At 73.4% G+C, this 16,987-nt stretch carries 18 protein-coding genes; 6 read left to right on the top strand and 12 right to left on the bottom strand.

The window, feature by feature from the left end; translation table 11 throughout:
• Positions 1-10: 10 nt before the first annotated feature.
• A complete protein-coding gene (locus GPA10_RS26775; RefSeq protein ID WP_157167741.1) occupies positions 11-1,249 on the bottom strand; it encodes an FAD-dependent monooxygenase in 1,239 nt (412 codons plus the stop codon).
• A 91-nt stretch (positions 1,250-1,340) separates the two neighbouring features.
• On the opposite strand from GPA10_RS26775, the gene GPA10_RS26770 reads away from it, so the two are divergent.
• Entirely contained in the window at positions 1,341-1,958 is a 618-nt protein-coding gene (locus GPA10_RS26770; protein WP_058848878.1) for a TetR/AcrR family transcriptional regulator, read from the top strand.
• Positions 1,959-2,115: 157 nt separating this feature from the next.
• Entirely contained in the window at positions 2,116-2,679 is a 564-nt protein-coding gene (locus GPA10_RS26765; protein ID WP_157167740.1) for a hypothetical protein, read from the top strand.
• Positions 2,680-2,728: 49 nt separating this feature from the next.
• Here the strand turns inward: GPA10_RS26765 and GPA10_RS26760 are convergent, their stop codons facing one another.
• The 7 genes from GPA10_RS26760 to GPA10_RS26730 form a co-directional block, all read right to left on the bottom strand.
• Positions 2,729-3,226, bottom strand: a complete 498-nt coding sequence (locus GPA10_RS26760) for a hypothetical protein (protein ID WP_343041362.1) — start codon at positions 3,224-3,226, stop codon at positions 2,729-2,731.
• 283 nt (positions 3,227-3,509) lie between these two features.
• Entirely contained in the window at positions 3,510-4,193 is a 684-nt protein-coding gene (ung, locus tag GPA10_RS26755) for a uracil-DNA glycosylase (RefSeq protein ID WP_343041361.1), read from the bottom strand.
• Positions 4,194-4,283: 90 nt separating this feature from the next.
• Entirely contained in the window at positions 4,284-5,876 is a 1,593-nt protein-coding gene (locus GPA10_RS26750) for an ABC transporter substrate-binding protein (RefSeq protein ID WP_343041360.1), read from the bottom strand.
• Between the two features lie 145 nt (positions 5,877-6,021).
• The gene (locus GPA10_RS26745) at positions 6,022-6,777 is read right to left on the bottom strand and encodes an SDR family oxidoreductase (protein ID WP_058848882.1); all 756 of its coding nucleotides are present in this window, start codon (positions 6,775-6,777) and stop codon (positions 6,022-6,024) included.
• Positions 6,778-6,827: 50 nt separating this feature from the next.
• Positions 6,828-7,589, bottom strand: a complete 762-nt coding sequence (fabG, locus tag GPA10_RS26740; protein WP_058848883.1) for a 3-oxoacyl-ACP reductase FabG — start codon at positions 7,587-7,589, stop codon at positions 6,828-6,830.
• A 354-nt stretch (positions 7,590-7,943) separates the two neighbouring features.
• Entirely contained in the window at positions 7,944-8,345 is a 402-nt protein-coding gene (locus GPA10_RS26735; protein ID WP_157167739.1) for a DUF3037 domain-containing protein, read from the bottom strand.
• Between the two features lie 5 nt (positions 8,346-8,350).
• Entirely contained in the window at positions 8,351-9,127 is a 777-nt protein-coding gene (locus GPA10_RS26730; RefSeq protein WP_157167738.1) for a HipA family kinase, read from the bottom strand.
• 228 nt (positions 9,128-9,355) lie between these two features.
• Here GPA10_RS26730 and GPA10_RS26725 point away from each other — a divergent pair, with 228 nt between their 5' ends.
• Positions 9,356-9,829 (top strand): Rieske (2Fe-2S) protein, encoded by a 474-nt coding sequence (locus tag GPA10_RS26725; RefSeq protein WP_425505821.1) that lies wholly within the window; start codon positions 9,356-9,358, stop codon positions 9,827-9,829.
• Between the two features lie 65 nt (positions 9,830-9,894).
• Here the strand turns inward: GPA10_RS26725 and GPA10_RS26720 are convergent, their stop codons facing one another.
• Complete coding sequence (locus tag GPA10_RS26720; protein WP_157167737.1) at positions 9,895-10,539, bottom strand: cysteine hydrolase family protein; 645 nt, start codon at positions 10,537-10,539, stop codon at positions 9,895-9,897.
• Positions 10,540-10,644: 105 nt separating this feature from the next.
• Here GPA10_RS26720 and GPA10_RS26715 point away from each other — a divergent pair, with 105 nt between their 5' ends.
• Complete coding sequence (locus GPA10_RS26715; protein ID WP_058848886.1) at positions 10,645-11,112, top strand: pyridoxamine 5'-phosphate oxidase family protein; 468 nt, start codon at positions 10,645-10,647, stop codon at positions 11,110-11,112.
• 419 nt (positions 11,113-11,531) lie between these two features.
• Here the strand turns inward: GPA10_RS26715 and GPA10_RS26710 are convergent, their stop codons facing one another.
• On the bottom strand, positions 11,532-12,434 hold the full coding sequence (locus GPA10_RS26710; RefSeq protein ID WP_157167736.1) for a LysR family transcriptional regulator: 903 nt from the start codon (positions 12,432-12,434) through the stop codon (positions 11,532-11,534).
• A gap of 74 nt (positions 12,435-12,508) precedes the next feature.
• On the opposite strand from GPA10_RS26710, the gene GPA10_RS26705 reads away from it, so the two are divergent.
• Positions 12,509-13,546 (top strand): DMT family transporter, encoded by a 1,038-nt coding sequence (locus GPA10_RS26705; protein ID WP_157167735.1) that lies wholly within the window; start codon positions 12,509-12,511, stop codon positions 13,544-13,546.
• Here the strand turns inward: GPA10_RS26705 and GPA10_RS26700 are convergent.
• Positions 13,537-14,868, bottom strand: a complete 1,332-nt coding sequence (locus tag GPA10_RS26700) for an aminotransferase class I/II-fold pyridoxal phosphate-dependent enzyme (RefSeq protein ID WP_343041359.1) — start codon at positions 14,866-14,868, stop codon at positions 13,537-13,539. The two genes, GPA10_RS26705 and GPA10_RS26700, sit on opposite strands and share 10 nt — an antisense overlap.
• Before the next feature lie 84 nt (positions 14,869-14,952).
• Between GPA10_RS26700 and GPA10_RS26695 the strand changes: the two genes are divergently transcribed.
• Positions 14,953-15,648, top strand: a complete 696-nt coding sequence (locus tag GPA10_RS26695; RefSeq protein ID WP_157167733.1) for a pyridoxamine 5'-phosphate oxidase family protein — start codon at positions 14,953-14,955, stop codon at positions 15,646-15,648.
• Between the two features lie 206 nt (positions 15,649-15,854).
• Here the strand turns inward: GPA10_RS26695 and GPA10_RS26690 are convergent, their stop codons facing one another.
• Positions 15,855-16,877: an EamA family transporter gene (locus GPA10_RS26690; RefSeq protein WP_343041358.1), complete on the bottom strand. Its 1,023-nt coding sequence runs from the start codon at positions 16,875-16,877 to the stop codon at positions 15,855-15,857.
• Between the last annotated feature and the right edge of the window lie 110 nt (positions 16,878-16,987).

Raw genomic sequence — 16,987 nt, 5'->3', positions numbered from 1 at the left:
CACTGTCTCCTCACCGTTGTGCGGATGCACGCTCCTGCGCCCCCGCGTCCGTTCCCGCAGCATACGGGGGCTGCGGTGGCCGCCAGTCGGCGATGGTGGCGAAGCCCCGCGTGATCAGGTCGGGGCCGATCCGGCAGGCCGTCCGCAGCAGGGCGTCGCGCACGGTCAGGAGCGCGCCGCCGGTGAGGTGGTTCAGGCGTGCGGTACGGGCGGACTGCCGCACGATCGCCGTGGTCCGGGGCACGCGGGCGGCGCTGTAGGCGGCGAGTCCGGCGAAGGGGTCGCTGTCGGGCGCCAGGTGGTGGGCGAGGACGACGGCGTCCTCGATGGCCTGGTTGCCGCCCTGGCCGAGCGTGGGCGCCATGGCGTGCGCGGCGTCGCCGAGGAGCGCGGTGCGGCCGCGGTGGTGGGCGGGCAGCGGCTCGATCAGGTGCCGTACGTCGTTGCGCAGGATGTCCGCGGGCGCCGCCCCCGCGATGATCTCGGGGATCGGGTCGTGCCAGCGCGCGAACCGGCGTTCCAGTTCGGCCTTCTCGCTGTCTGGGGCACGGCTGCCCTGCGGGACGCGTGCGGTGGCGTACGCGTACACGCGGCCGTCCTTGAGCGGATGCGTGCCCCAGACGCCGCCGCGGCCCCAGGTCTCGTGCGGCTCGAAGGGCTTCCGCGGCGCGGGCACGACGAGCCGCCAGGCGGTGAAGCCGGCGTACCGCGGGCCGGGATGGGCGGGGAACAGGGCCGCGCGGACACGGGAGTCGATGCCGTCGGCGCCCACGACCAGGTCGGCGTCGATGTCGCCGGCACCGGTCGCGACGACGGCCTGGTGGCCGGGGCCGCCGGGGTCGGCGAGCCGGGCTTCGGCCCCGAGGCGCAGACACTCGGCGGGCAGGGCGCCGACCAGCAGGTCGACGAGGGTGGCGCGGTGCAGGCTGACGAGGCCGCCGCCGAACTCGCGCTCGGTCGCCGCCGAAGTGGTGCGCACGAGCCAGCGGCCGTTCTGGGCGCGTACGCCGCCCGCGCCCTGCCAGGCGGAGAGCGCGCGCACCCGGTCCCCGAGGCCGAGGACGTCCAGGGCGCGCTGGGAGTTGGGCGCGAGTCCGATGCCCGCGCCCACCGGTTCCAGTGATGTGGCGCGCTCCAGGACGGTGACGCGCCAGCCGGACCGGTGCAGGGCGATGGCCGCGGTCAGGCCGCCGATGCCGCCGCCCACCACCACGGCGCGCGGTGCCTGCCGCCTCGCTGCTCCCGCCATGATCTCTCCTTCGCTCACCCGTGGACTACATATGTAGTTCCGATGGGACACGAAGATACTACATACGTAGTACCAGCGGTAGGGTGAGCCCATGCCTGCACGTGTCACGGGCTCAGCCCGCACCGAACTGATCGCCGACACCGCTCTGGCCCTGCTCGCCGAGCGCGGAATGCGTGGCCTCACGCACCGGGCGGTCGACGAGGCTGCGGGGCTCCCCCAGGGGTCGACGTCCAACCACGCGCGCACCCGGCTCGCCCTCCTCGAAGCCGCCGTGCGCCGGCAGGCCGAGCGCGAGAGCGAGGTCCTCACCCCGGCCGAGCTTCCCGACGCGGCCGGCAGCCGCGACACGCTCGCCGACGGCCTCGCCCTGACCCTGCACCGCTACCTCAGCGGCGACGACTACCGCGACCTCCTCGTGTCCCGCTACGAGCTGGCGCTGGAGGCGACCCGGCGCCCCGAGCTCCGGGCGCACTACGACGCGGCGGGCGCCCAGTTCCGCGAGCCGCTGATCCGGATGATGGCGGCGGCGGGCTCCCCCGACCCGGCCCGGCACACCCTGTCCCTGGTGGCGTGGAGCGAGGGTCTGATGTTCTCGTGCGCCGCGGGTTCGTACCACGCGACGACACCGACGTGGGAGGAACTGCGCATCGGCTTCAGGGAGTTGCTGCACGGGATGCTCGACGGGGGCGCCGCGACGGGCAGTTCGTAGGGCGGGGAGCGGGGCCGAGGGCCGCACAGGAGGGGTGAGGCGCGAGGGCTCCAGCAGGGGTGAGGGCGGCGTCGTCGCACCGCGCGGTGTCACCCGTGCGGGGCATGCGTCGGCGTTCGCCGCCCGGGGCGGGGCCGGGGGCAGCAGAGTGACGCGGGTGCAGCGATCGACGATCACCGCGGTGGTTCTGGTGCCCACGGCCGCGCTTGCGCTGTCCGGCTGTACGGGGGTGGAGCGGACCGCGGGGCGGAGCGCCACACCGGCCGGAGCGACCGCGACCGCCGACGCCCCGCCGAGCCGCCCGCCCCGCGCGGTACGGGCTCCGGCCCCGGCGCAGGCTCCGGCCCACGACACGCTGCAACGCATGGGCCCGGCGGCGGCGCCCCGCAGCACACCCCCGCACACCCCAGGCACCCCGGCTGCCCGCCGTCCGCAGACGACGCCGCCACCCGGAACACCTGCCGCCCCCGCCCGGCCCGCGGCCCCCTCCGGCCACGACCGTCCCCCGCACCGCGAACGTCCCGGGCCGGCCGGACACGGCCAGAGCCACGGCCAGGACCAGGGCCACCACGGCCCTCCCCCACGGCCCACGCCGGTGACGCCCCCGCGCCCCGCGCCCGCCCGCCCCGAGGTCGACATCTGCGCGCTCGGCAAGGTCCACGCGGGCTGGCGGCCCGACAGCCCGGAGGCGGTCATCTGCCGTGAGGCGTACGGGCGTTGAGAACGCGGGAGGTCGAGGAGCGCGGAGGTCGAGGGCGGGGCGGGGTCGCCTACTCCCCGACGGCCCCCTCCCCCACCTCTGTCTCCAGGCGGTCCAGAGCCGCCCTGATGCCGTCTCCGTAGCTGTCGTCGCCGAGGGCGCCCACCGCGCCGCGCGCGAGCCGCAGATGGCTGCGGGCCGCCGCGGGGCGGGAGAGCTTCACGTAGTCGGCGGCCAGGTTCAGATGCAGCGAGGGGTAGAAGCCGCGCACCGCCAGGGACTTGTCGTGGGCGCTGACACGCTCGTCGGTCAGTTCGTGCGCGGCCGACAACGCCCTGAGGTCCCAGGCCAGTTCGTCCGCCGGGTCGTCCTGGGTGTCGGCCATGTAGTGCGCGAGAGTGCAGCGGTGCAGGGGGTCGCCGCCCTCGCCGATCTCCGCCCAGAGGGCGAGGAACCGGGTCCTCGCCTCCTCGCGGTCGCCCGCGTGCTGCAGCATGACCGCCTGCCCGATCCGGGTCATCACGGCGCCCTCGCCGTCCGCCGCCGTCTGTTCCTGCCGCTCCGTCACCGCGCCGCCCTCCGCGTCCGCCGGACGTTCCGCGGGCCGTGGGCGGCCCGCGGAACGTCCCTCGTCAGTCCGTCGGCAGCTGCCGGTCGCCAGCCGCCGGTCGTCCGTCGTCCGCGGTGCCCGGCCGAGGCCCGGCGACAGTTCCACGGACGCTTCCGACGCTAGCGGCCACCACTGACAATCCCGGTCAGGCGCGGGGCGGGGCGGGGCCCTCCCGCCTGCTCAGCCCAGGTCGGGGACGCGGCGCCCGGCCGGGCCCGGGCGCACGGCCCGGTCGGCCCGCTCAGCCCAGGTCGGGGATGCGCCAGTCGATGGGCTCGTGCCCCTGGGCCGCCACCGCCGCGTCGATCTGCGTGAAGGGGCGGGAGCCGAAGAACTTCTTCGCGGACAGCGGCGAGGGGTGCGCGCCCTTCACCACGATGTGCCGTTCGGTGTCGATGAGGGGCAGCTTCTTCTGCGCGTAGTTGCCCCACAGGACGAAGACCGCCGGGTCGGGGCGGTCCGCCACGGCGCGGATCACCGCGTCCGTGAACTTCTCCCAGCCCTTGCCCTTGTGGGAGTTGGCCTCGCCGGAGCGGACCGTCAGGACGGCGTTCAGGAGCAGGACGCCCTGCTGGGCCCACGGCATCAGATAGCCGTTGTCCGGCACCGGGTGGCCGAGCTCCTCCTTCATCTCCTTGTAGATGTTTCTGAGCGAGGGCGGGGTCTTCACTCCGGGTCGGACCGAGAAGCACAGGCCGTGGCCCTGGCCCGGACCGTGATAGGGGTCCTGGCCGAGGACGAGGACCTTCACCCGGTCGTACGGCGTCGCGTCCAGGGCGGCGAAGACCTCCTCGCGGGGCGGGAAGACCGGCCCGTTCGCCCGCTCCTCCTCGACGAACTCGGTGAGCTCCTTGAAGTAGGGCTTCTGCAGCTCCTCGCCGAGGACTCCGCGCCAGGACGCGGGCAGCATGGCGATGTCGGTCACGTCAACAACCTCCGGGGTGCGTTCAGTTCTGCACCACGAAACCTACCGGCGCCCACTGACAATCGGACCGGCACCGCCGCCCCGCGACCCCTACCAGCTCGTCTTGCGCCCGAGCTGCCACATCATCATGATCGCCGACGGGTCCAGGGCGCGCTCCGCGCCGGAGATCTCCTCGCTCGCCATGACGTACTGCTTGCCCTGCCACAGCGGCAGCAGCCGGACGTCGTCGACCAGGATGCGCTGCGCCTCCTCGAACTGGTCCACGACGTTGCTGCGATCGGCCTCGCGGCGCGAGCGCGGCAGCGCCCCGTCCGTGATCCGCGGCACCTCGTAGGGGATGTTGAGGCTGTTGTCCTTGCCCACGAAGGGGGCGATGAAGTTGTCCGCGTCGGGGAAGTCCGGGAACCAGCCGCGTCCGAAGACGGGGTACTCGCCGTTCTTGTAGCCCTTGTCGAACTGCTGCCAGGGCCGGCCCTTGATCGTGACCCGGAACAGGCCCGAGTCCTCCAGCTGCCGCTTGATCTCGGCGAACTCCGGGCCGGTGGCGGAGCCGTAGCGGTCGGTGGTGTACCAGAGCGTCAGCGGGACGCGTTCGGTGATGCCCGCCGCCCGGAGGATCTGCCGGGCCTTGGCCGCGCTCGGGTCGCCGTAGCGGTCGAAGAAGCCCGTGGCGTGACCGGTGACGCCGCGCGGGACCATCGAGTACAGCGGCTCCACGGTGTCCTTGTAGATCTTGTGGGCGATGGCGCCGCGGTCGATCACCTGGGCGAAGGCCTCGCGCACCGCGGGCTTGCGCGTCCAGGGGTCGTCGGGGTTGAACACCAGGTAGCGGATCTCGGTGCCCGCGCCCTCGACGAGCCGGATGTCGCTCTCCTTGCCCGCGCCCTGCTGGGCCACCACGTCCCGCGCGGCGAGACCGCGGAAGGTCACGTCGATCTCCTTGGCGCGCAGGGCGTCGACCATGGCGTCGGAGTCGCGGAAGTAGCGGATGGTCACGGCGTCGTTCTTGCGGTCGGCCGCGCCCGCGTAGTGGTCGTTCCTGACGAGCTCGGCGTGGTCGCCGACGCGGTAGCTCTTGAGCACGTACGGCCCCGAGCCGCTCACCTCGGTGCCCTCGCGCGGCTTGCCCGCCGGGTACTCACCGGGGTCCACGATCGACATGGCGGGCGTGGTGAGCACGAAGGGGAAGGTGGCGTCGGGCTTGCGGAGGCGGAAGACCACCGTCCGCTCGCCCTTCGTCTCGACGGTGCGCAGCGAGCCGAGCAGCCCGGCCGGGCCGCCCTTCACGGCTATCCGGCGCATCCGGTCGAAGGAGAACTTCACGGCCTTCGCGTCCAGCGCGTGACCGTCGGAGAACTTGAGGCCCGCACGCAACGTACACGTGTAGACCATGCTGGAGCCGTCCGTGAACCGACATCGCTCGGCGGCGTCCGGCTGGGGCTCGGAGGCGCCCTCGGGGAAGCTCAGGAGCGTCTGGAAGATGTTCCGGTACAGCTCCCAGGAGCCGTCGTAGGCGACGGCGGGATCGAGGGTGCTCGGCGCGCTCGTGGTGCCGACGTTGATGACGTCGTCCTCGTCCGATCCCTCGGAGGACAGCAGTCCGCATCCCGCGACCAGGGACACGGACGCCAGCAGCGCGAACGGCCGCAGACACCGCAGGTGAACTCTTCTGAACACGCGCACGCTCCTCGGTCTGCCGTGCCATGGATCGGCAGACCATACCGCAGTGCCCCGCCGTACCAACCACGTTGCCCGACGGGGCACTTCATGCGCGGAAACATCACTTACAGACGACAGTCCGGCCTTTGCCGCGCTTCGTCCCGATCCGTCAGCCGACGCCCGCGTTGAGGAACATGCCCCCGTCCACCTGGAGCGTCTGGCCGGTGATCCAGTCGGACTGCGCCGAGGTCAGGAAGGCCGCCGCACCCCCGATGTCGGAGGGCACACCGAGGCGTCCGAGGGGGTAGGCGGCCGCGGCCTCCTCCTCGCGGCCCTCGTAGAGCGCCTGCGCGAACTTGGTCTTGACCACGGCCGGCGCGATCGCGTTGACCCGCACCCTCGGCGCGAACTCGTGCGCGAGCTGGAGGGTCAGATTGACCATGGCGGCCTTGCTCATGCCGTACGCCCCGATGAAGGGCGACGGCGCGACCCCGGCGATGGAGGCGATGTTCACGATCGCGCCGCCGTGCTCGCCCTGCCAGGCCTTCCACGTCAGCTGGGCGAAGCCGAGCGCGGAGATCACGTTCGTCTCGAAGACCTTGCGGGCCACGTTCAGGTCCAGGTCGGCCATCGGGCCGAACACCGGGTTCGTACCGGCGTTGTTGATCAGGAAGTCGACGCGGCCGAACGCCGCCATGGCGCGCTCCACGGCGACCGCCTGGTGCGCCTCGTCGTGGGCCTTGCCCGGGACGCCGATGACGCGGTCGGCACCGAGCCGCTCCACGGCCTCCTTGAGGGCGTCCTCGTTGCGCCCGGTGATGCACACGCGGTCGCCGCGTGCGACGAGGGCCTCCGCGATGCCGTAGCCGATGCCGCGGCTCGCGCCGGTGACGAGGGCCGCCTTGCCGCTGTCCTGCACTGCCATTCGTGCCGTCCTTTGCGCTGGAGCTGGTCCTTGGTGAGGCGGGCGGAGCCCTAGTCGAGCGGGCCGCCGGCCACGTACAGGACCTGGCCGGAGACGAAGCCCGCCGCCTCACCGGCGAAGAAGGCGATGGCGTTGGCGATGTCCTCCGGGTTGCCCACGCGCTGCACCGGGATCTGCGTGGCGGCGGCGGCCTGGAAGTCCTCGAAGCCCATGCCGACGCGCTCCGCCGTGGCCTTGGTCATCTCGGTCGCGATGAAGCCGGGCGCCACGGAGTTGGCGGTGATGCCGAACTTGCCCAGCTCCTTGGCGAGGGTCTTGGTGAAGCCCTGCATGCCGGCCTTGGCCGCCGCGTAGTTCACCTGGCCGCGGTTGCCGAGGGCGGAGGAGCTGGAGAGGTTGACGATGCGGCCGAAGCCCGCGTCCACCATGTGCTTCTGACAGGCGCGGGACATCAGGAAGGCGCCGCGCAGATGCACGTTCATGACCGTGTCCCAGTCGTTCGCGCTCATCTTGAACAGCAGGTTGTCGCGCAGCACGCCCGCGTTGTTCACCAGGATCGTGGGCGCGCCGAGTTCCGCGGCGATCCGCGCGACAGCGGTCTCGACCTGGGCCTCGTCGGACACGTCGCAGCCGATGGCGACGGCCTTGCCGCCGGCGGCGGTGATCTGCTCGACGGTGTCCTTGCAGGCGGCCTCGTCGAGGTCGAGCACGGCGACGGCACGGCCCTCGGCGGCGAGCCGGACGGCGGTCGCCGCGCCGATGCCTCGCGCTCCTCCGGTCACGACCGCGACACGCTGCTCTGTGGTGGACATGCTGGCTCTCCTCGCCCTCGGGATGCGGCTCTGGTGCGATGCGGTCCGCCATCCAGTGAGCGACCGCTTAGTACCTTCAGCAGACGAGACGCTAGAAGCCCTGGCACCCGGTGTCAACGGCCCACCGACGCACTGTGACTCATTACGTCGTCAGGACGCCCTGAACCCGGCCGTCCCGCGCGTCCCGCCCACCCCGGCAGCACCTTGGTGTCCGCCTGGCCTCCGCCTGCCCGCTCAGCGCACCGGGAGCGTCCGCTGGACCGCTCAGCGCACCGGGAGCGTCCGCTGGACCGGTCAGCGCACCGGGAGCGTCCGCCGGACCGGTCAGCGCATCAGAGGCGCCCGCGGGCCCGCTCAGCGCACCAGGAGCCCGAGCAGCCGCTCCACCTCCGCCGCGGGGTCCGCGGTGAGGCCGGTGTGCACGGGGCCCGGCTGCACGACGGTGGAACGCGGCGCGATCAGCCAGCGGAAGCGGCGCCCCGCGTCGTCCGCCGCCGCCTGCCCGGCGGCGGCGCCCCCCGCGCAGACCCCTTCGACGGCCCGCAGCGCCGCGTGCACCCCCGCCACGTCGGCATGCGGGTCCAGGGCCAGGAGCCGGGCCTCGTCGAGGTGGGTACGGGCCGCCACGAAGGACCGGGCGCGGCAGTAGAGCAGGACGCCCGCGTTGATCTGTTCGCCGCGCTCGATCCGCGGGACCACGCGCAGCAGCGCGTACTCGAAGACGTGCCGGGCGGTGGCCTCGACGGCCTCGGTCATGTCGTTCACCTTCCGGCGCCTTCCAGGGTGATCCGTTCGTGGATGCTCCGCGCGCGCGGCAGCAGCACGTCCGCGTACGCCCGCCGCACCGCGTCGGCGTCGTCGAATCCGGGCTCGCCGGCCAGCCAGGCGTCGGGCACGTCGGCCGTGACCTCGGCGAGCAGCTTCTCGGTGACCTGCGGGGCGAGTTCCGCTGCGGCCGCGGCGACGTCCGGCCGGAAGGGGGCGAGGGCGTGGTCGTCCGCGCGGTACGGGCGTGCCGCGGCGGCCGGTGCCGTGGGCCAGTTGTGGTGCCAGATCATGCTCGCGCCGTGGTCGATGAGCCAGACGTCGCCGTGCCACACCAGGAGGTTGGGGTTGCGCCAGGAGCGGTCCACGTTGTTGATCAGCGCGTCGAACCAGACGACGCGCCCCGCCTCGACCGGGTCCACCGCGAGGGCCAGCGGGTCGTAGCCGAGAGCACCCGACAGATACGCCATGCCCAGGTTGAGGCCGCCGCTGGACTTCAGGAGCTGCTGCACCTCCTGGTCGGGTTCCCCGAGGCCGAGGACCGGGTCGAGCCGGACGCCCGTGAGCTGCGGCACCCGCAGGCCGAGGCGGCGCGCGAGCTGTCCGCAGACCACCTCGGCGACGAGCGTCTTGCGGCCCTGGCCCGCGCCCGCGAACTTCATGACGTACGTCGCGTACGACCCGTGGCCGTCGTCGGTCTCGACGAGTCCGGGCAGTGATCCGCCCTCGCGCAGGGGCGTCACATAGCGGACGGCGGTGACTTCGGTGAGCATCGCCCCAGGTTAGCCGGGGTCACCGGCGGGTACGGCGGGGCAGGGCGGTACGGCCGATCCGCTGAACCCGGCGGCCGACTTCACGAGAAAATCCTTGAACGGCTGAACAACCGGGCGGCTCCGTCCGTACCATCCGGCATGACTGCTTCCAGGGAAGAGCAGGACGCATCGCTCCTGCGCACGGCCGACTGCCCCTTCACGCTCCCCGCGGCCGAGTCCACCGCCCGCATCGCCCCCGCCGGACCGACCGGCTCCGCGACGCCCGAGGGATCCCGCGCCGTCCCCACGCGCCGCACGGTCGTCACGGCGGTGGGCGCCGCCGGTCTGGCCGCCGCGCTCGCGGCCTGCGGATCGGATGACGACTCGTCGGAACCTGCCGGGGATGCCTCGGAGAAGGAGGCAGGCGGGGGCGCGGGTGCCGTGCTCGCCACGACGGCGGACATTCCCGTGGGCGGCGGCAAGATCTTCAAGGACGAGGGCGTGGTGGTCACCCAGCCGACGAAGGGCAGCTTCAAGGCGTTCTCCCACCTCTGTACGCACAAGCAGTGCCCGGTGACGAGCGTCGAGGGCGGCACCATCAACTGCCCGTGCCACGGGAGCAGGTTCGACATCGGCGACGGCAGCGTGAAGCAGGATCCGGCACCGCGACCGCTGCCCGCCAAGAAGATCACTGTGGAGGGGGACTCCATCAAGCTGGCCTGACGCACCGCGCCTCCCCGCGTGCGCTCAGCGCGCGTCGGGCCGAGGGCCGTGCCGCACCGGGAGGCTCACCCGGTGCGGCGCGGCCGCTTCCACGCCCCGAGGACGTCCTTCGTCGAGGCGACCGTGGCGACCAGGGCGAGGGTGTGGCGCACCAGGGCGGGGGTGTAGTCGGCCGGAACCCCGGCGATGGCGTCGGCGGGCACGACGGCGGTGTAGCCGAGGTTCACCGCGTCGAAGACGGCATTCGGGATCGCCACATTGGCGGAGACCCCGGTCACGATCACCGTGCGGCAGCCCAGATTGCGCAGCAGCGGGTCGACGTCGGTGCCCGCGAGCGGCGAGAGGCCGTGCAGCCGCCGTACGACGAAGTCCTCGTCGGCGACCTCGATGGGGGCCGCCACGCGCACGGCCGTGGTCCCGGAGAGCTGCTGCACGGGCAGCCGCTCGGCGGCGCGGAAGAGCCGGGCGTTGCGGTTGGCGCCGCGGCCGTCGGGGCGCCGCTCGGCCACGGCGTGCAGGACCTGGACACCGGCGAGGTGCGCGGCGGCCACGAGCCGGGCGACGTTGGCGAGCGCACCGGACGCGCGTGCCTCCTCGGCGAGTTCGGGGAGCGCGCTCTCGGGGCCGACCACGCCCTGCTGGCACTCGACGGTCAGCAGCACGCTCGTGGCGGGGTCGAGGATCTCCCTGAGCTGTTCGACGGACGGCATGGCTCCCCCCTGGGTCGCGGTGCGCGGGAGGCTAACCGGCATTGCTTCACGGCGGAAGACACCTCATGCTTTCCTGACGCTCAGTCAGCCAGGGGAGGACGACGCATGGCCGAGGCACAGCGGCGCGGTCGCCGGATCATGATGACGCCAGGCGAGGTGGACGCCTTTCTCACCGGTGAGCGCACCTGCCGGGTCGCGACGGTGTCCTCCGACGGCGCCCCGCACGTGAGCGCGTTGTGGTTCGTGTGGGACGGCACGTCGATGTGGCTGTACTCGCTCACGCGGAGCAGACGGTGGGCCGAGCTGCGCCGGGACCCGCGGCTCGCCGTGGTCGTCGACGCGGGCGAGGACTACGGGGAACTGCGCGGCGTGGAGCTGACCGGCACCGCGGAGTTCGTCGGCGAGGTGCCGCGCACCGGCGCGCCCTGCCCCGAACTGGACGAACCGGAACGGCTCTTCTTCCGCAAGAACTTCGGCCTGGACGAGGCGGTCCACGACGGCCGACACGCGTGGCTGCGACTCACGCCGGAGTCGGTCGTCTCCTGGGACTTCCGGAAGCTGGGGCAGCGGTAGCCCGTGGTGGGGGGCGCTCATGTTGGGGGCTGCGGGGGCGCAGGGCCGCAGGGCCGCAGCACCGCAGGGCCGCAGGGCCGCAGCACCGCAGGGCCGCAGCACCGCAGGGGCGCAGCACCGCAGGGGCGCAGGGCCGCGGGGCCGCGGGGCCGCGGGCAGGACAACAGGACCGCAGGGCGGCGGGGTCGCAGGACGGCGGGGCCACAGGACCCCGCAGGAGGCCGGAGCCGAAGGAGGCCGGGGCCGAGCCGCAGGGCTACAGGACGGCGAGGCCGCAGGACGGCGGGGCCACAGGAGGCCGGGGCCGCAGGACCGCAGGACCGCAGGACCGCAGGACCGCAGGACCGCAGGACCGCAGGCCGGCGGAGACGCAGGACCACGGCCCCGGCCCGCGACCGCCCCGGTCGCCCCGCGGTGCCTCACCCCAGCCCGGCCCCCGCCACCCGCAGCGCCTCCACCGCCGCCCGGATCGACGGGCGGCGGTCGGCGTCCGCGCGCCACACCACGTACACATGCCGCCGCACGCGGTGCCGCACCGGCACCGTCCGCACGCCCATCGGCATCGGGTCGCGCCCGAGCCGGGGCGCCACGCACACCCCGAGCCCCGCGGCGACCAGCGCGAGCTGCGTGTGATGCTCCTCCGCGCGGTGGGCGATGCGCGGCTCGAAGCCCTTGGCGCGGAGCGTGAACATCAGCCACTCGTGGCAGAACTCGCCCTCGGCCCACGTGATCCACTCGTCCTCGGCGAAGTCCTCGAGGCCGACTTCGGGACGGTCGGCCATCGGGTGGGCCGCCGGCATCGCGACATCCGCGGGGTCGTCGAGGAGCGGTGCCTTCATGAGGCCGTCGGGCACGGGCAGCGGCTTGTTGTACCAGTCGAGGACCACCGCCACGTCCAGGTCGCCGCGCACCACGCCGCTGACAGCCTGCTGCGGCTCCAGCTCCTGGGCGCTGACGCGCAGGCCCGGGTGCCCGGCGCGCAGGGACGAGAGGGCCGCGGGCAGCAGACCGCGCATGGCGGTCGGGAACGCGGCCATCCGCAGCTCGCCCACCGCCTTGCCGCGCTGCTGCTCCAGGTCCGACTGGGCCAGCTCGACCTGGGAGAGGATGCGCGCGGCGTGGTCGGCGAGCAGCCGCCCCGCATCGGTGAGGCGCACGCCCCGGCCGTTCTTCGCGAGCAGCTGCTGCCCGACCTCGCGCTCCAGCTTGGTCATCTGCTGGGACACGGCGGACGTCGTCACATGCAGTCCCGCCGCAGCGCCGCTCACCGATCCGTGCCGGGCGAGGGCGTCCAGGGTCCGCAGGCGCTCCAAGTTCAACATGTAAGTGATGCTACGCGATACTCGGCAATAAATTTCGCTTGTACTAAGAAGTGGGATGCCTCATCGTGGCGTACATGAGCACCCCCGCGGCCCCTTCCGCACCGGCCACCGCACCCAACCCCGCCCCGGCCACTCCCGGCGCGGCGACCGCCGAAGCGATCCCGCCGCCCCCGGCCACCGCGCGGCGGCGGGCCCTCGACTGGCGGATCCGCTTCGCCGCGCTGTCCCTGATATGGGGGTTCAGCTTCCTCCTGATCAAGGTCGGGACGCAGGGGTACGCACCGTTCCAAGTGACGCTGGGCCGACTGTTCTTCGGTACGGCGGTGGTCGCGGCGTTCCTGGTCGCCAAGAGCGAGCGGCTGCCGCGCTCCCCGCGCGTGTGGGCGCATCTCGCGGTGGCCGCCCTGCTGCTCAACGCGCTGCCGTTCTCGCTCTTCGCCTACGCGGAGCTGACGATCCCGTCGACCCTGGCAGGGATATGCAACGCGACGTCACCGCTGTGGGGCATGCTCCTCGCCCTGGTCGCGCTCTCCGAGGACCGGCCGACGCGCCGCCGGGTCGCGGGGCTCGCGCTCGGCTTCGTCGGCGTCCTGACGGTGCTCGGCGCCTGGCAGGGCTTCAGCGACCTGGAGCCCCGGGGCACGGCCATGGCTCTGCTCGCCTCGCTGAGCTATCCGATCGGCTGGATCTACGTCCGTCGTACGCTGGCGGGCTCGGGGCACTCGAACCTCTCCCTCTCGGGCGCGCAGCTGCTCGTGGCGACGGTCGAACTGGCCGTGGTGACCCCGCTGTTCACGTCGATGCCGACGCACTTCCCGATGGGCCCGCTGTTCGCTGTCGTGGCCCTGGGCGCGCTCGGCACGGGCATCGCACTCCTGACCCAGTACGGCATCGTCGACGAGGTCGGCCCCACCACGGCACAGATGGTCACGTACTTCATCCCCGTCATCGCGACGGCGGCGGGCGTCGCGGTGCTCGGCGAATCGCTGACCTGGACCACACCGGTCGGCGCGGCCGTGGTCCTCGCGGGAGCCGCGCTCACCCAGTCCACGCCGCGGCCGCACGCACTCCGCAGACCCGGGGCGCCCCGGCGGCCGACCTCTCAGCCGTAGCGCCGCGCCGGCGCGGGGCCCACCGCCGCGGCGACCGCCGCGGCCACCTCCTCGATGTCGCCGCCGGACAGCGCGGACACGGTGACGCGGATGCCCGGCGGCGCACCCAGCCGGTACCTCGCCCCCGGGGCCACCGCCCAGCCCGCGTGCAGCAGCCGGGCGACGGCGCCGGTCTCGTCCGGCACCGGCACCCACACGTTCATGCCGCTGCGGCCGTACGAGGCGACCCCGTGCCGGGCCAGCGCCGCGATGAGCGCGTCCCGCCTGCGCCCGTACGCCGCCGCGACCTCCCGCGCGTCCACGGCCCCGCTCTCCCACAGGCTCAGGACGGCCCGCTGGAGCACCTTGCTGACCCACCCGGGGCCGAACCGGATCCGGCCCTGGACGTGGTCGACGGTCTCCGGGTCCCCGGTGAGGACGGCGAGCCGCAGGTCGGGCCCGTACGCCTTCGCGGTGGAGCGGACGAAGGCCCACGCGTGCGTGACGCCCGACAGCGTGTGCAGCGGCAGGTCGACGATGCCGTGGCCGTGGTCGTCCTCGACGACCAGCGTCTCCTTGTGGGCGGCGAGCACCTCGCGCACGGCACGCGCGCGTGCGGCACCGACGGCGGCACCGGTCGGGTTCTGCGCGCGACTGGTGACGACGAGGGCGCGCGCGCCGGACGTCAGGGCCCGCTCCACGTCGTCGGGCAGCGGCCCCTCGTCGTCCACGCGGACCGGTACCGCCCGCAGGCCGAGCCCCGACACGAGGTCGAGCAGGCTGCCCCAGCCGGGGTCCTCGACGGCCACGGCGTCCCCCACCTTGAGGCGCACGGCGAGCACACGCTCGATGGCGTCGAGCGCCCCGGAGGTGACCGCGACCGGCCCGTCCGGCACGCCGTCCCGGTCGAGGGCGGCGCGCGCGTACCGTCCGAGCTCCGGGACCACCGGCGCCTCCCCGTACAGCGTCGGGGCCCGGTCCGCCTGCGCCGCGGCCGCCGTGAACACCTCGGTCAGCGGCGGCAGCAGGGTCACGTCCGGGTTGCCGCTGGCGACGTCCCGCACCCCGGGCGGCACGTCGAGGCGGCTGTACTCCCGGGCCGTCGTGGCCGGTTTGCTGCGTACGCGACTGCCGCGCCGCCCGGCCGTCTCGATCACCCCGCGCTCCCGCAGGGTGCGATACGCCGCCGCGACCGTATTCGGATTGACGCCGAGATGGGCCGCCAACTCCCGCATGGGAGGCAGCAGTCGCCCCGGCTCCAGCTCGCCGCGGCCCACCGCGCGCTCGACGCTCGCCGAGATCTCGGCTGCGCGACGGCCTTCGATCGGATACTCTCCTAGCACAAAGCACATTATGCACTAGTGCAATACTGGCGCCAACCGGGGCACCCCGTGCGGCGAGCGCCCCGCGAAGTGATGGAGAAGGACATGGAGACGACGACGCAGCCGGCCACGCCGGAGAACACCCCGTACGCACCGACCGACCGCACCGTCCCCACCCGCTCCCGCGACCGCGCCACGTACGACCGCGCGGAGGTGCACGCGATACTCGACGCGACGTACGTCTGCCACCTCGGCTTCGTGCGCGACGGCGCGCCCGTCGTGCTGCCGACGCTGTACGCCAGGGTCGGCGAGCGGCTGTACGTGCACGGGTCGACGGGTTCGCGACCGCTGCGGATGGCGGGTGCCGCACCGGAGGACGACCCGGGCCTGCCCGTGTGCCTGACCGTCACCCACGTCGACGGTCTGGTCCTGGCGCGCTCGGCCTTCCACCACTCCATCAACTACCGCTCCGTGATGGTGCACGGCATCGCCCGGCAGGTCACGGACCCCGATGAGAAGAGCACCGCCCTGGACGCCTTCGTCGACCACGTCGTGCCGGGCAGGTCCGCCGACTCCCGCCGCGCCGACGCCAAGGAGCTCGCCGCCACGGCCGTGCTCAGCCTCGACCTCGAAGAGGTGTCGGCGAAGATGCGCACGGGCGGCCCGAACGACGACCCGGAGGACATGGACCTGCCGTACTGGTCCGGCGTCGTTCCCCTGCGCAAGGGCTACGACCCCGTGATCCCGTCGGCCGACCTCGCCCCGGGCATCGAGGTCCCCGACTATCTGACGCGGCTCTGACCCGGCTCTGCCCCAGCTCTCAGGCGGCTCTGAGCGGTGCGGCTCGTCCGCTTCCAGGGCGTCGCGTCCCCGCCGCCCAGGAACAGCACCCCGAGCCCGGCGAGTTCCGCCCGGCCGGTGGCCGGACGTGATCCATGGAAGGCCCGCGCCAGGCGGCCGGGGGCAGAAGGGCGAGTGCGCGTGCGCGTGCGTGCATGATCGCCGGCCTAGGTGGCACGGCCGCTGCGGGACAACTCTTCTCCGGGCTCCGGGATGACGGCGTCCCCGGCCGGCTGCGGCTTCGCCGGTGTCGACGACTGGGCGATGAACGCGCCCGCGAGAACGATGGCACCGCCGACGAGTTGGGGCGCGGACAGGCGTTCGCCGAGCAGCACCCACGCCAGGACGGTCGCCACGACCGCTTCGAGGCACGCCACGACACCTGCCACGGCGGGCGACAGCCTGCGTACGGACACCACCCCGGTGACGTAGGCGACGACAGTCGTGAGGAGCACGATCCAGCAGAGGAGGAGCCAGGCGGGAACCATCGCGCCGTCCATGGCCGCGCTGCCGCCGAGCACCGACCAGTCCATGCCCCAGGGGCGGGCGACGACCGTGAGGACGACGGTGCCGACGAGCAGCCCGTACGCGATCACGCCGAGCGGGTCCGGCGCCTGGTCGCCCGCGTCACTGCCCTGGTCGGAGAGGACGAAGTAGCCGACCTGACAGCAGGCGGCCCCGAGCGCGAGCAGCAGGCCGACGGCGTCGAAGCTCAGGCCCGCCCACACCTCGACGACACAGGCGAGACCGCCCACGGCGAGCACCACGCCGAGGGCGGCGGCCCTGGTGACGGGCCTGCGCTGGACGAACCGCACCCAGCCGAGAACCAGGGCGGGAGCGAGGTACTCGACGAGCAGGGCGACGCCGACGGGGATGCGGGAGATCGCGGCGAAGTAGCAGGCCTGCACACCGGCGACGGCGAGCAGGCCGAAGCCCGCGAGCAGCACGGGCCGCTGTCTGACGAGCGCGCGGTGGCGCCAGGCCACCGGCAGCATCACCAGGGCGGCGCCCGCCACCCGCAGCCACACCACGTGCAGCGAGTCGAGGCCTTCCCCGATCAGGGGCTTCGCGGCGACACCCGAGCCGCCGAACGCGAACGCCGACAGCAGGGCGAGGCCGAGGCCGAGCCCCCTGCCACGCTCCGGCTGCCCTGCCGCACCGCCCTGCGACTTCTTTCGAGTCCCGAACACCGGCACATGATGACAGCCGACGTCATGACCGTCATCTTTGATGACCCCTGTCTCAACGGACGGACACGGCCGGATGAACACGACTGGGCAGACACAGCCGGACATCCAAA

The sequence above is a fragment of the Streptomyces typhae genome (assembly GCF_009755605.1).
Taxonomy (GTDB): domain Bacteria; phylum Actinomycetota; class Actinomycetes; order Streptomycetales; family Streptomycetaceae; genus Streptomyces; species Streptomyces typhae.
The sequence above is the reverse complement of the archived record's forward strand: the minus strand, read 5'-3'. Positions and strand labels throughout refer to the sequence as shown.

Coding starts and splice junctions, on each gene's coding strand:
- GPA10_RS26705 (WP_157167735.1), top strand. CDS start 12,509: ATGAGCACCCCCGCGGCCCCTTCCGCACCGGCCACCGCACCCAACCCC.
- GPA10_RS26775 (WP_157167741.1), bottom strand. CDS start 1,249: ATGGCGGGAGCAGCGAGGCGGCAGGCACCGCGCGCCGTGGTGGTGGGC.
- GPA10_RS26770 (WP_058848878.1), top strand. CDS start 1,341: ATGCCTGCACGTGTCACGGGCTCAGCCCGCACCGAACTGATCGCCGAC.
- GPA10_RS26730 (WP_157167738.1), bottom strand. CDS start 9,127: ATGCTCACCGAAGTCACCGCCGTCCGCTATGTGACGCCCCTGCGCGAG.
- GPA10_RS26695 (WP_157167733.1), top strand. CDS start 14,953: ATGGAGACGACGACGCAGCCGGCCACGCCGGAGAACACCCCGTACGCA.
- GPA10_RS26710 (WP_157167736.1), bottom strand. CDS start 12,434: ATGTTGAACTTGGAGCGCCTGCGGACCCTGGACGCCCTCGCCCGGCAC.
- GPA10_RS26720 (WP_157167737.1), bottom strand. CDS start 10,539: ATGCCGTCCGTCGAACAGCTCAGGGAGATCCTCGACCCCGCCACGAGC.
- GPA10_RS26735 (WP_157167739.1), bottom strand. CDS start 8,345: ATGACCGAGGCCGTCGAGGCCACCGCCCGGCACGTCTTCGAGTACGCG.
- GPA10_RS26715 (WP_058848886.1), top strand. CDS start 10,645: ATGGCCGAGGCACAGCGGCGCGGTCGCCGGATCATGATGACGCCAGGC.
- fabG (WP_058848883.1), bottom strand. CDS start 7,589: ATGTCCACCACAGAGCAGCGTGTCGCGGTCGTGACCGGAGGAGCGCGA.
- GPA10_RS26745 (WP_058848882.1), bottom strand. CDS start 6,777: ATGGCAGTGCAGGACAGCGGCAAGGCGGCCCTCGTCACCGGCGCGAGC.